This is a genomic window from Streptococcus sp. HMSC070B10 (assembly GCF_001808665.1).
Lineage (GTDB): Bacteria > Bacillota > Bacilli > Lactobacillales > Streptococcaceae > Streptococcus.
The window spans coordinates 19,060-31,432 of the sequence record NZ_KV794215.1; the positions used below are offsets into that span (position 1 = coordinate 19,060).

At 37.3% G+C, this 12,373-nt stretch carries 13 protein-coding genes and 4 tRNA genes; 11 read left to right on the forward strand and 6 right to left on the reverse strand.

Annotation, left to right across the window (positions count from 1 at the left end; translation table 11 throughout):
* The first annotated feature begins 46 nt into the window (after positions 1-46).
* The 4 genes from HMPREF2613_RS09460 (at position 47) to HMPREF2613_RS09475 (ending at position 382) form a co-directional block, all read left to right on the forward strand.
* Positions 47-117: transfer RNA gene (locus HMPREF2613_RS09460), tRNA-Trp, on the forward strand.
* A 14-nt stretch (positions 118-131) separates the two neighbouring features.
* A tRNA-His gene (locus HMPREF2613_RS09465) sits at positions 132-204 on the forward strand.
* A gap of 13 nt (positions 205-217) precedes the next feature.
* Positions 218-289 (forward strand) — tRNA-Gln (locus tag HMPREF2613_RS09470).
* Between the two features lie 9 nt (positions 290-298).
* A tRNA-Leu gene (locus HMPREF2613_RS09475) sits at positions 299-382 on the forward strand.
* An 85-nt stretch (positions 383-467) separates the two neighbouring features.
* Here the strand turns inward: HMPREF2613_RS09475 and HMPREF2613_RS09480 are convergent.
* The 5 genes from HMPREF2613_RS09480 to HMPREF2613_RS09500 are packed head-to-tail and all read right to left on the reverse strand — an operon-like array spanning position 468 to position 3,958.
* A complete protein-coding gene (locus tag HMPREF2613_RS09480) occupies positions 468-1,601 on the reverse strand; it encodes a tyrosine-type recombinase/integrase (protein ID WP_009732034.1) in 1,134 nt (377 codons plus the stop codon).
* A gap of 3 nt (positions 1,602-1,604) precedes the next feature.
* Positions 1,605-1,799, reverse strand: coding sequence for a DUF3173 domain-containing protein (locus tag HMPREF2613_RS09485; protein ID WP_000598356.1), 195 nt, complete (start codon positions 1,797-1,799; stop codon positions 1,605-1,607).
* A gap of 59 nt (positions 1,800-1,858) precedes the next feature.
* Complete coding sequence (locus tag HMPREF2613_RS09490) at positions 1,859-2,245, reverse strand: hypothetical protein (RefSeq protein WP_001096843.1); 387 nt, start codon at positions 2,243-2,245, stop codon at positions 1,859-1,861.
* A gap of 2 nt (positions 2,246-2,247) precedes the next feature.
* Positions 2,248-3,444 (reverse strand): replication initiation factor domain-containing protein, encoded by a 1,197-nt coding sequence (locus HMPREF2613_RS09495; protein WP_045616578.1) that lies wholly within the window; start codon positions 3,442-3,444, stop codon positions 2,248-2,250.
* 40 nt (positions 3,445-3,484) lie between these two features.
* On the reverse strand, positions 3,485-3,958 hold the full coding sequence (locus HMPREF2613_RS09500) for a hypothetical protein (protein WP_049502267.1): 474 nt from the start codon (positions 3,956-3,958) through the stop codon (positions 3,485-3,487).
* A 319-nt stretch (positions 3,959-4,277) separates the two neighbouring features.
* On the opposite strand from HMPREF2613_RS09500, the gene HMPREF2613_RS09505 reads away from it, so the two are divergent.
* Complete coding sequence (locus HMPREF2613_RS09505; protein ID WP_000287814.1) at positions 4,278-4,724, forward strand: helix-turn-helix transcriptional regulator; 447 nt, start codon at positions 4,278-4,280, stop codon at positions 4,722-4,724.
* A gap of 163 nt (positions 4,725-4,887) precedes the next feature.
* On the opposite strand, the gene HMPREF2613_RS09510 is transcribed toward HMPREF2613_RS09505, so the two are convergent.
* Positions 4,888-5,214 carry a DMT family transporter gene (locus HMPREF2613_RS09510; RefSeq protein WP_009732038.1) on the reverse strand — a complete coding sequence of 109 codons (327 nt, stop codon included), beginning with the start codon at positions 5,212-5,214 and terminating at the stop codon, positions 4,888-4,890.
* Positions 5,215-5,386: 172 nt separating this feature from the next.
* Between HMPREF2613_RS09510 and HMPREF2613_RS11665 the strand changes: the two genes are divergently transcribed.
* The 6 genes from HMPREF2613_RS11665 (at position 5,387) to HMPREF2613_RS09540 (ending at position 12,259) form a co-directional block, all read left to right on the forward strand.
* Positions 5,387-5,785 carry an FmdB family zinc ribbon protein gene (locus HMPREF2613_RS11665; RefSeq protein WP_009732039.1) on the forward strand — a complete coding sequence of 133 codons (399 nt, stop codon included), beginning with the start codon at positions 5,387-5,389 and terminating at the stop codon, positions 5,783-5,785.
* A gap of 315 nt (positions 5,786-6,100) precedes the next feature.
* Positions 6,101-7,378, forward strand: a complete 1,278-nt coding sequence (locus HMPREF2613_RS09520; RefSeq protein WP_070480127.1) for a glutamate-cysteine ligase family protein — start codon at positions 6,101-6,103, stop codon at positions 7,376-7,378.
* A 75-nt stretch (positions 7,379-7,453) separates the two neighbouring features.
* Positions 7,454-8,938 carry a threonine synthase gene (gene thrC, locus HMPREF2613_RS09525; RefSeq protein WP_070480128.1) on the forward strand — a complete coding sequence of 495 codons (1,485 nt, stop codon included), beginning with the start codon at positions 7,454-7,456 and terminating at the stop codon, positions 8,936-8,938.
* A gap of 60 nt (positions 8,939-8,998) precedes the next feature.
* Positions 8,999-10,279: an MATE family efflux transporter gene (locus tag HMPREF2613_RS09530; protein ID WP_070480129.1), complete on the forward strand. Its 1,281-nt coding sequence runs from the start codon at positions 8,999-9,001 to the stop codon at positions 10,277-10,279.
* Positions 10,280-10,282: 3 nt separating this feature from the next.
* A complete protein-coding gene (locus tag HMPREF2613_RS09535; protein ID WP_070480130.1) occupies positions 10,283-10,900 on the forward strand; it encodes an HAD family hydrolase in 618 nt (205 codons plus the stop codon).
* A 168-nt stretch (positions 10,901-11,068) separates the two neighbouring features.
* A complete protein-coding gene (locus HMPREF2613_RS09540) occupies positions 11,069-12,259 on the forward strand; it encodes a LysM peptidoglycan-binding domain-containing protein (RefSeq protein WP_070480131.1) in 1,191 nt (396 codons plus the stop codon).
* Positions 12,260-12,373: the final 114 nt, after the last annotated feature.

Genomic DNA, 12,373 nt, shown 5'->3' on the forward strand with positions numbered 1-12,373 from the left:
TCCGCTCCTTCGGGTTCGGGGGTTCGAATCCCTCCCCTTCCATTTTACGGGCATAGTTTAAAGGTAGAACTAAGGTCTCCAAAACCTTCAGTGTGGGTTCAATTCCTACTGCCCGTGTTAATAGAATTATGGCGGGTGTGGTGAAGTGGTTAACACACCAGATTGTGGCTCTGGCATGCGTGGGTTCGATCCCCATCACTCGCCTATTTTATATTATTGGGGTATAGCCAAGCGGTAAGGCAAGGGACTTTGACTCCCTCATGCGTTGGTTCGAATCCAGCTACCCCAGTTACTATTTGCCGGCGTGGCGGAATTGGCAGACGCGCTGGACTCAAAATCCAGTGTCCGCAAGGACGTGCCGGTTCGACCCCGGCCGCCGGTATAGTATTAAAGACAAGGTTTTCGGACCTTGTCTTTTTCTTTTATTTGTTGAATTTGTAACGCTGAGTTACTTAAAATTACTAGTTTTATAACAAATCATCTAATTTATCCGCTAATTTTTGTTGCTTGCTTGGATACAAATGAGAGTATGTATCTATTGTTGTAGTTATAGAAGCATGTCCTAATCTTTCTTTTACGACAAGATAATCTTCTCCTTGGTTTATTAGTAGGGAAGCATGTGAATGCCTGAAGTCATGAATTCTTATTTTTTTTAAAGAACTATCTCTTTGTAATATTTTTTTATATTGTTTTTCGATTGAATCCTTAGTTATCGTAATCGGGCTATTTTGAAATATCTGTAGATCATCTAGGTTGGTTGTAAATTCTTTTAATCTTTCATGCTGTGTTTGCCTCCATTCTTCTAGTGTCTCCACTAGTTTGGTGTTCATGATGATTCTTCGGGTTCCAGCTTTTGTCTTTGTACTACTAATGTGTTCTTCACCTTTTTTAACGTATATTGATTTACTTACATGGATTGTATTTGTAGAAAACTCTATGTCCTTCCACGTTAGAGCAAGAGCTTCTCCGAGTCTTAGACCAGTAAAAAATAGAACTGTGAATAGTAATTTTATATTGTATTCATCGTTGCTAAATAGTGTTAAGAAATGCTTAAATTCTTTTACTGTCCAGAAATTTAATTTTACTTTTTCTATGGGTAATTTTTTCAGTAATCCTACGGGATGTTCCTTGTAAAATCCCTTTCTTAATCCAACATCCAGAATTTTCTTTAGTAAAATTATAATTTTATTAATAGTGTTTGGACTTAGCTTCTTTTCTGAGTTTTGAGTATTTTTATCTCTTAGATGTTCTCTGAATTGATAGATATCTTCATAAGTTAATTTAGCTACATCATCAACTTTTTCAAAATAGTTTTTTATATGCCTGTTATAGTTGTTTTCTTGTGTATCTATATAGCTTTGTTTTCTGTTGTTTATTCTATCCTCTTCTTTTAAGAGATCATAAAGGATATCAATTGATATTTTTGAGTTGAAACTTTTTTCTTTAAGTTCGACACTTCGTAAGTATTGTTCGGCCTCCAATGCTTCTTTTTTAGTTTTGAATCCTTTTCTTACAATTCTACGTTGTTTTAGAGATATTGGATTTATACCATTGGAAACATCAACAATCCAAGTTCCGTCTCTACTTTTACGTAAAGCCATAAGCTACGCTTCTTTCTGGAGTTCAATTCCTAATAGTTCTTCTGCGACACTGGCTGGAATTGTACCAATCCTTTTGTTATCGTAGATGTTAAAACCACGATTCACTAATAGTAATTTGCCGGTATGGATAATCTTTCTTGCAGTTCCTGGAGCAAATCCAAGTTCGATAAGGTCATCTTTTGTTACAGTTTTAATCATGTGATCTCCTTTTCTAATTAGATTAACTAAGGGGAGGATTAACTCCCCTTGTATTTTACTTATTTTTGTTTTACATCTACTAAATGGATAGCATCAGCCTTGTAATACATTGTCGTGCTAATCATAGTAGCTTGTAAATTGTCAAATGTAACTGGTACTTCATCCATTGCTTGGATATAGTCATTATCAACCAAGGCATCTGGATTGTCTACTGAGACTTGGGTTGATTTCTTTTTGAATTGTCCATCCTTGATTGTTACATTGTATTTCCAACCAATGATTTTATCGGTATTAAAACGTCTTTCGCTACCATCTCGGTTTTTGATAATTTCTCCGTTTGCATCTGCTCGGACTTCCGTTTCAAATTTTGGAATGACTTCATCCAATTCAAATTTTGTTCCAATGTTATTAAAATTCCAGTCATTTTGTGAAAGCATTTTTGCCATAGTTAATTTCTCCTTTTAATATTTTCTTTGATTGTAGGGATCAAATCCTCTCGTTTAAAGAGTATTGCTCTTTCTATTAATCCACTTGCTAAATCTGGTGGATATTCCATATTGTTGAGTGCGAGATAGTTAGCTTTCTCATACTCATGCAGTAAGTTATTGTCGTATAGAAATTTATACGCTTTTAGAATAGCTCCTGAACCTTTATAGGTAAACCATTCTAATTTTTGTTCTAGTTCTGTTTTTGATTTTGAAATAATGATAGAGACGGGTTTTGAATGGCCTAAAAACTTTTCCCAAGATCTCAAAGGTTTTGAGAAATAGCTATCACTATAGAACCTCACTTTTTCTTTGAGATATCCCTTGGTAAAGTTGAGAAGATCTATTTCTGAATGCAACCATTCTTGAATGAAGTAGTGAGCTTTTTCTTTCCTAAGTTCTAACTCAGTTCTTATCCAATTTTCTATATACCGCTTGCTGATACCGAGCTTCTCAGCTCGTTCTAAGCGTTTATCGTAAATTCTAAGTCTTTCGTCATCATTGGGTTTTCTCAAATATAAGGTCTGGCCGATTGTTTCATCTCCGTAGGTATTGTAGTAGGTGCTTTTTCCATATATAAAGCGTTTCTTCTGACAAATCTTTAGAAGCTGATTAGGAGTGAAATAGGGTGTTTCATTAAAATCATCTATTGCAATATCAATTCGTCTTACTGAAAAATGATTGTAATTGTAGTAGAGGTTGTTCAAAAACTGTCTTTCGGACAGACTATTTGGATCTAATACCATATCTCTATAGAACTCGAGTGCCTGTCCTGACATGACAAGCATGTAGGACGACTCTTTCGCTCCATAGTAGATACGGATATTCCCATAATGAAGCTGGCTATCATAGTTATAGTATTTAAGGCTCCCTTTATTCTCAATAAATAGGTCATAGTCAAGAAATAGAATGTCTTCGATTATTTCTCTTGGCGAAAATTCAGTCTTATCAAACTGAATTTGAATCCAGTCAAATACAGAACGTAAATGTTCATTTTTTGCCATAGATTTTGATTCAACTTTTTGCTTAATTTTGCCACCCTTAAAATCTCCGAAACCCTTGGAAATACTGAATTCTTTCGATGGTACACCTAACTTGCAGAGGGTGGTGTTACTACACACCCTATCGGTCAAAAATGGTCCGTCCGCATCTACGCTCATTTTCGGCTTTCTGCCTCATGGCTCAGCCGAAAACTCGCTATTAGCCGAACCTATTTTTTGACCTCTTGTTAACAAACCCTAGTAAGCCGGTTTGCATCGACTCTTCAATATCTTGGATTTTCTTTTTTAGGTTGGAATTCTCAATTTTTATCAGTCGTATTTCTCGTTTAAATTCCTGTTTCAAGGCGCTCAGTTCATCGTAGAGCTCATCTATTACTTGGTTTAGGGATTCTTGCTCATTATCTGCTAGACTCCCAAATACGGCTTGTATAGCCTCTTTGAGACCTATTTCAAGTTTTAGGTTAGCTAACTTTTGAAATTGTCTAAGGTCTTCGTCTGTAAAGTCATAGGCAACTGTATAACTTAATTGATGAGTTCTTGGATTTCTACTGATAGGAATTTTAATTTTCTTAAATTCCTTGCCACTTATCTCTCTAATCAGTTGAATCCAATTTTTAAGAGTAGAGGTAGAGTTTAGGCCAGAAATTTGATTGACTAACTCTTTATTGGTCATCTTTTTGTGAAACCTCCGAAATTTTCTTGTGCAACTGAAGAGTTTTCTGTGGTATAATTGTTACATAATATGTTTTGATCTTGGAACGAACGGCACATTTGTTTCAAGATTTTTTATTTTGTCGAATCCTACCTCCTTTATTAAAATTTTTTAAATCGACTACTAGTTACATACGCTTTTACCTCCTTTTATGCTATAATATTCTCAATGGAATATTCAATCTCAAAATAAATATTCCTTATGGAATAATTCTATTTTATACCGTTTAGAATATTTTGTCAAGCTAAAATATACGAATAAGAATATCTATAGGAGAATTATGTATACAGAGGATTATAAATTTTCAGAGAGGTTAAAAACTCTCAGAAAATCAAAAAAGTTAACTCAAGTACAAATATCGGAATTAATTGGAGTTCAACAAGGGACATATTCTCGGTGGGAGAATGGAACGTTAGAACCAGGATTAGAATTCGTTGTGAAATTAGCAAATATCTTTGGGACTACTACAGATTATTTGCTGGGACAAAAACCTTATTCAATTATCAGTAGTTTACCTCTAGAACAATTAGATCTTACCAATATTGCAAACTTTTCAAAGGATGAGTTTGATATTTTGAAACATTCAATAGCAGTTTCGGTGGCAAGAAATAAAATAAAGGCAACAGAACTAAAAGATAGAGTTATAGAAAAAAATCAGTTGTCAGAAAAAGATGCAGAACTTTTGAATAAGATTTTTGAAGAAGTTAAAACTTATTGGGAAAATTAGGAGGACGCTAGTCTTCAAAATTCCCTCCCAAAATGTGTCCAAAATATTGACAGAATTCTAGCTTTTCATTATAGTTCTTATGGAACTTTTTTTCTACAACAAAATAGGCTCCATAATATCCATAGGGGATTTACCCACTACAAATAGTATAGAACCGGTTTTATTAATGTCCTGCATTTCCTAATAAGTTAACCATGACAACACCAATGATAATCAAAATTAAACCGATAATGCTATAAACATTTAGTGTTTCTTTGAAAATCATTACTGCGATAGAGGCTGTCAAAACTAAACCGACAGCTGACCATGTTGCATAAGCTATTCCTAAAGGAATTTTTTGCATTGCTAGTGAGAGGAAATAGAAACAAACGCCATAGCTAAGTAGGGCAGAAACGGTTGGAATAGGCTTTGTAAAACCGTCTGATAATTTCAAAAGGTTAGTTCCCAATATCTCTCCTACAATGGCGATAAAAAGATAAAAGTATGACATGTCTTTAACCTCCTATATGTCATGTTTTTGCTCTAAGAGCTATTATAGCTATCCGTTTTTTATAAATCTTGGCACAAGTCATGAGAATTTGTAGTAAAACTGTGGCAGACACTTTTTCAGAACCAATAGCTGATAAGTTTATTATATCATAAGATAAATTTTAAAAAAAGTCTTGATTTATTTCAATGTCTTGCGTGGTCTCGATTTTACTGGTAAAATTACTTTTAAGAACTTTAAAAAAGAGGTTTCTATATTTGACAAAACAATGACTTGTTGTCCCGAATGTGGGCATCCTTTGGAGAAAAAATTTTTAAAAGATGAGGGAGATATTCCTTATTGTTCACAATGTGCGAGTTTTCGTTTTCCAGTCTTTAATACAGCAATTAGTGCGATTTTATTTAATGAAAAACATGATAAGATTCTCTTGATTAAGCAATATGACATGGCTGAGCATATTTTGCTAGCTGGTTATGTGTCTAATGATATTCACAACCAATTTCTACAATCATTAAAGGCAATTAATTTAGCCTCTCTTATTACGGATATGGGTAATAAAATTGCACAAAACTAGTCCAAAACTCTTTTTAATAAGGAGTATACTTTCTAGCATTTTATAGTTACTAAAAAGTATCTAAACTTTGGAAGTGATACTAAGTTTTAAAAAATATTATGGAAAAAAAGCTTATAAAATCAATATTTCTGAGATTTAAAACTAATAATATTAGACTCAAAATCCAGTGTCCGCAAGGACGTGCCGGTTCGACCCCGGCCGCCGGTATAGTATAGAGTTAAGGAACGTTGATAAATCTTCGTTCCTTTTTTATATTATTTTTGCTATAATAATAGTTATTCAAATTTTATTTAGATTATGAAAGTGTAGGGAAGTATGTCTCGTTCTATCGATTTATTAAAGCATCAGTATTTGAAAAATATCAAAGAAAATCCTGAATTGTTTGTCGGGATTGAGCTGGAATATCCTGTTGTAAACTTGGAAGGGGATACTGAAGATGTTGAAGTTATCAAGGAATTATTCCGATATTTAGCTTCTGCTTTGGATTTCGATGTTGAAAAGGTAGATGATTTTGGGAATCCTATCCAGTTAGTAGCTCCAGTAAGTCAGGATGCTATTTTATTTGAAGTTTCCTATACTACGATTGAATTTGCGTTTGGTAAGGTTAAAGCGATTCAAGAGGTAGAGAATCGTTTTAATAATTATATGAATGTAATTCAGAGAAAATTAAGTGAATCAAATCATGCTATTGTTGGCTGTGGCATTCATCCTAACTGGGATAAGAATGAGAACTGTCCAGTGGCTTACCCACGGTATCGCATGTTGATGGACTATTTGAATTTGAGTAGAAATGTGACTAAATCAGAGTTGCATCATTTCCCTGAATATGGTGCTTTTATCTGTGGGAGTCAGGTTCAGCTTGATGTTTCAAAATCTAACTACTTACGGGTGATTAATGCTTTTACCCAAATTGAAGCAGTTAAGGCTTATTTATTTGCCAATTCTGAGTTTTCGGGTGCAGATTGGGATACGAAAATTGCAAGGGACATCTTCTGGGAAGAATCGATGCATGGTATCTATCCAGAAAATGTCGGAGTCAATGCTAGGCTCTTTAAAGATGAGGATGATTTTTTTGATTATCTAGATCATTCTGCAATTTTTACTGCGGAACGTAATGGACAAACACATTATTTTTATCCGATTCAGGCCAGGGACTATTTGGCTACATCTGAAATCCAAGCATATGCTCTGAATGGGGATAAGATTCTTATTTACCCTCAAGAGAAGGATTTTGAAACTCATCGTAGTTATCAGTACCAAGACTTAACGACTCGCGGAACGGTTGAGTTTCGTAGTGTGTGTACTCAACCTCTTGATAGAACCTTCGCTTCAGCAGCTTTTCACTTGGGATTGTTGGTTAATTTAGATAAGTTAGAAGCTTACTTAGGAACAGCACCTTTCTTTAAAGAATCTGGGCGAAATTATAAGTTTTTAAGACGACAATTTTCTAAGAAAAAGCTTACAGAACAGGAAGAAACTGCGATTATAGAGTTTTCCAAAGATTTACTCCTGCTAGCTGAGGAAGGACTGGAGATGAGAAATAAGCAAGAAATGACCTACTTACAGCCTTTGAAAGAAGAATTGAATCTATAATTTCTCTTATAAAGGGAGAATTTTCTGAAAAATCATGATATAATGGAAGAGACTATAGATAAAGGATAGAGAGAAATGACATTAGTTTATCAATCAACGCGTGATACCAACAATACAGTAACTGCCAGCCAAGCTATTTTGCAAGGTTTGGCGACGGACGGTGGTTTGTTTACACCGGTTACTTATCCAAAGGTAGATTTGGACTTTGACAAATTAAAAGATGCTTCTTACCAAGAAGTGGCTAAGTTAGTTTTGTCAGCATTTTTAGATGACTTTACAGCTGAGGAGTTGGACTACTGTATCAACAATGCTTACGATAGCAAATTTGATACTCCAGATATTGCACCATTAGTGAAATTAGATGGGCAATACAATTTGGAACTTTTCCATGGTTCAACGATTGCCTTTAAGGATATGGCCTTGTCTATCTTGCCATACTTTATGACGACTGCTGCTAAGAAACATGGTTTGGAGAATAAGATTGTTATCTTGACAGCGACATCTGGCGACACGGGGAAAGCTGCTATGGCAGGATTTGCAGATGTCCCTGGTACTGAGATTATCGTCTTTTATCCAAAGGATGGTGTCAGCAAGGTTCAAGAGTTGCAAATGACCACTCAGACTGGCGACAATACTCATGTTATCGCTATTGATGGTAACTTTGATGATGCGCAAACAAATGTGAAGCATATGTTTAATGATGTGGTTCTTCGTGAAAAATTAGCTGCCAACAAGTTGCAATTTTCATCAGCTAACTCTATGAATATTGGTCGTTTGGTACCACAAATTGTTTATTATGTTTATGCTTACGCTCAGTTGGTCAAGACTGGTGAGATTGTAGCTGGTGATAAGGTCAACTTCACAGTACCAACAGGAAACTTTGGAAATATCTTGGCTGCCTTTTATGCTAAACAAATCGGTCTTCCAGTTGGTAAATTTATCTGTGCTTCAAATGACAACAATGTTTTGACAGACTTCTTCAAGACACGTGTTTATGACAAGAAACGTGAGTTTAAGGTAACAACTAGTCCATCTATGGATATCTTGGTATCTTCAAACTTGGAGCGTTTGATTTTCCATCTTTTGGGGAATGATGCAGTTAAGACAGCTGAACTCATGAATGCCTTGAATAGCCAAGGTCAATATGAGTTGACTAATTTTGATACAGAGATTCTTGACCTCTTTGCAGCTGAATATGCGACTGAGGAAGAAACAGCAGCAGAAATCAAGCGCGTTTATGAGTCAGATTCTTATATCGAGGACCCTCATACAGCTGTTGCCTCAGCAGTGTATAGAAAATACCAGGCGACTACTGGAGATGCGACTAAGACGGTGATTGCTTCAACAGCTAGTCCATACAAGTTCCCAGTAGTTACAGTAGAAGCGGTAACAGGGAAAGTTGGTTTGACTGACTTTGAAGCCTTGGCTCAATTACATGACATTTCAGGCGTTGCAGTGCCGCCAGCAGTTGATGGGCTTGAAACAGCTCCTGTTCGTCATAAGACAACAGTGGCAGCTACTGACATGCAAGCAGCGGTTGAGGCTTATCTAGAACTTTAAGACAGAAGGAGTAAACTCGGTTGGGAAACCAACTGAGTTTCTTTTCATCAGGAGGAAGGATTGTTTAAGAAAAATAAAGACATTCTGAATATTGCATTGCCAGCTATGGGTGAAAACTTTTTGCAGATGCTCATGGGGATGGTGGATAGTTATTTGGTCGCTCACTTGGGCTTAATCGCTATTTCAGGTGTTTCAGTAGCTGGCAATATTATCACGATTTACCAGGCGATTTTCATCGCTCTGGGAGCTGCTATTTCCAGTGTTATTTCAAAAAGTTTAGGGCAGAAGAATCAGTCTAAGCTAGCCTATCATGTGACTGAGGCGTTGAAGATTACCTTACTATTAAGTTTCCTTTTAGGATCTTTGTCTATCTTTGCTGGGAAAGAGATGATAGGACTTTTGGGGACGGAGAGAGATGTAGCTGAGAGTGGTGGACTCTACCTATCCTTGGTAGGCGGATCGATTGTTCTTTTGGGCTTGATGACCAGTCTGGGTGCCTTGATTCGTGCAATGCATAATCCACGTTTGCCCCTCTATGTGAGTCTTTTATCCAATGCCTTGAATATTCTTTTTTCAAGTCTAGCTATTTTTGTTCTGGGTATGGGGATAGCTGGTGTTGCTTGGGGGACAATTCTGTCTCGTTTGGTAGGTCTTGTGATTTTATGGTTACAATTAAAACTTCCTTATGCGAAGCCAACTTTTGGACTGGATAAAGACTTACTGACTTTGGCAATACCAGCAGCTGGAGAGCGACTGATGATGCGAGCTGGAGATGTCGTGATCATTGCCTTGGTTGTTTCTTTTGGAACAGAGGTAGTTGCTGGGAATGCAGTCGGAGAAGTCTTGACCCAGTTTAACTACATGCCTGCCTTTGGCGTCGCTACGGCAACGGTCATGCTGGTGGCTCGAGCGGTTGGAGAGGATAATTGGAATAGAGTAGATAAGTTGAGTAAACAAGCCTTTTGGCTTTCTCTGGTCCTCATGTTACCCTTGACCTTCAGTATCTATGCTTTGGGTATACCACTAACTCATCTCTATACGACTGATTCTCTAGCGGTGGAGGCTAGTGTACTAGTGACACTTTTTTCACTACTTGGTACTCCTATGACGATAGGAACAGTCATCTATACAGCAGTCTGGCAGGGTTTGGGCAATGCTCGGCTTCCCTTTTATGCGACAAGTATAGGAATGTGGTGTATCCGCATTGGAACAGGATATCTGATGGGGATTGTGCTTGGTTGGGGCTTGCCCGGTATTTGGGCCGGAACCCTTTTGGATAATGGTTTTCGTTGGTTATTTCTACGTTACCGTTACCAGCGTTATATGAGCTTGAAAGGATAGGAAATGCAAAAAACAGCTTTTATTTGGGATTTAGATGGGACTTTATTGGATTCTTACGAAGCGATTTTATCAGGAATTGAGGAAACTTTTGCTCAGTTTTCTATTCCTTATGATAAGGAGCAGGTGAGGGAGTTTATTCTCAAGTTTTCTGTGCAGGATTTACTTGTGCAGGTGGCAGAAGAGAGAAAGCTGGATGTGGAAATGCTAAATCAGGTGCGTGCCCAGAGTTTGGCTGAGAAGAATGCTCAGGTAGTTTTGATGCCAGGTGCGCGTGATGTGCTAGCTTGGGCAGAGGAATCAGGAATTCAGCAGTTTGTTTACACTCATAAGGGAGACAATGCTCGTACCATTCTCAGAGACTTGGGTTTGGAATCTTATTTTACAGAGATTTTAACCAGTCAGAGTGGTTTTGTGCGGAAGCCAAGTCCAGAAGCGGCTAACTATCTGTTAGGCAAGTATCAGTTGGATTCTGAGAAGACCTATTATATAGGGGATCGGACTCTGGATGTGGAATTTGCCCAGAATAGTGGGATTCAAAGTATCAACTTTTTAGAGTCGACTTATGAAGGGAATCACAGGATTCAAGAATTAGCAGATATTACTTGCATTTTTGAGGATTAGGAGCGAGAAGATTATGTCAGTTTTGTGACAGAGACCTAACAAACTATTTCAAGTAATCGAGTTTGTTACAATGAATAGACAGTTCTGTTAAATAGGCCCGGGAGGGCTTTTTTTCTGCATTTTTTGTGTTATCATAGACAGGTACTCATTTGAAAGGAATTTGAAAGAATGAAGAAAAGAATATTATTAGCATCAACAGTAGCCTTGTCATTTGCCCCAGTATTGGCAACTCAAGCAGAAGAAGTTCTTTGGACTGCACGTAGTGTTGAGCAAATCCAAAACGATTTGACTAAAACGGACAACAAAACAAGCTATACAGTTCAGTATGGTGATACTTTGAGCACCATTGCAGAAGCCTTGGGTGTAGATGTCACAGTTCTTGCGAATTTGAATAAAATCACTAATATGGACCTGATTTTCCCAGAAACTGTTTTGACAACGACTGTCAATGAAGCAGAAGAAGTAACGGAAGTTGAAATCCAAACACCTCAAGCAGATTCTAGTGAAGAAGTGACAACTGCGACAGCAGATTTGACAACTAATCAAGTAACCGTTGATGATCAAACTGTTCAGGTTGCAGACCTTTCTCAACCGATTGCAGAAGTTCCAAAAGCGGTAGAAACTCCAAGGACAAAAGAAGTAGCATCAAATTCAGAAGTTACAGAGACAGTGACTGCTGCAGAAGACGTGGCATCATCTACAAACACTTCTACTTCAACGGAGCAAACAGCCGAAACAATCAGCCCGGTTGAAGAGGCAGCTCCTCAGGTAACGATTACAGCTGAGAAAGAGGAAACTCAAGCAAACCCACAAGCTGCTTCAACAGTGGAACCAACTACAACTCCAGTAGAAGAAAAAGCAACGGAAACAACTGCAACAAGTTCAGAAGAATCATCAAGTGAAGCTACACCAGCAGTTTCTACTTATCAACCAGAAGAGAAGAAAACAGTTTCAACAACTTACGCAGCTCCAGCTGCGCCCGATTATGCTGGACTGGCAGTAGCGAAATCTGAAAATGCAGGCCTTCAACCACAAACAGCTGCCTTTAAAGAAGAAATTGCTAACTTGTTTGGCATCACATCCTTTAGTGGTTACCGTCCAGGAGACAGTGGAGATCACGGAAAAGGTTTGGCTATTGACTTTATGGTACCAGAAAGCTCAGAACTAGGGGATAAGGTTGCGGAATACGCTATTCAAAACATGGCCAGCCGTGGAATTAGTTACATTATTTGGAAACAACGTTTCTATGCTCCATTCGATAGCAAATATGGGCCAGCTAATACTTGGAACCCAATGCCAGACCGTGGTAGCGTGACAGAAAATCACTATGACCATGTTCACGTTTCAATGAATGGATAAACTAGACTTGCTAATATCATTTTTACGAATGAGATCTAGCTTTCGTGATAGAGAGCGATTCTCGTTCGTTTTTTTCTTTGTCATACTCTTCGAAAATCTCTTCAAACCACGTCA

Coding starts and splice junctions, on each gene's coding strand:
- HMPREF2613_RS09510 (WP_009732038.1), bottom strand. CDS start 5,214: ATGTCATACTTTTATCTTTTTATCGCCATTGTAGGAGAGATATTGGGA.
- HMPREF2613_RS09535 (WP_070480130.1), top strand. CDS start 10,283: ATGCAAAAAACAGCTTTTATTTGGGATTTAGATGGGACTTTATTGGAT.
- HMPREF2613_RS09540 (WP_070480131.1), top strand. CDS start 11,069: ATGAAGAAAAGAATATTATTAGCATCAACAGTAGCCTTGTCATTTGCC.
- HMPREF2613_RS09480 (WP_009732034.1), bottom strand. CDS start 1,601: ATGGCTTTACGTAAAAGTAGAGACGGAACTTGGATTGTTGATGTTTCC.
- HMPREF2613_RS09490 (WP_001096843.1), bottom strand. CDS start 2,245: ATGGCAAAAATGCTTTCACAAAATGACTGGAATTTTAATAACATTGGA.
- HMPREF2613_RS09520 (WP_070480127.1), top strand. CDS start 6,101: ATGTCTCGTTCTATCGATTTATTAAAGCATCAGTATTTGAAAAATATC.
- HMPREF2613_RS09500 (WP_049502267.1), bottom strand. CDS start 3,958: ATGACCAATAAAGAGTTAGTCAATCAAATTTCTGGCCTAAACTCTACC.
- HMPREF2613_RS09505 (WP_000287814.1), top strand. CDS start 4,278: ATGTATACAGAGGATTATAAATTTTCAGAGAGGTTAAAAACTCTCAGA.
- thrC (WP_070480128.1), top strand. CDS start 7,454: ATGACATTAGTTTATCAATCAACGCGTGATACCAACAATACAGTAACT.
- HMPREF2613_RS09485 (WP_000598356.1), bottom strand. CDS start 1,799: ATGATTAAAACTGTAACAAAAGATGACCTTATCGAACTTGGATTTGCT.
- HMPREF2613_RS09495 (WP_045616578.1), bottom strand. CDS start 3,444: ATGAGCGTAGATGCGGACGGACCATTTTTGACCGATAGGGTGTGTAGT.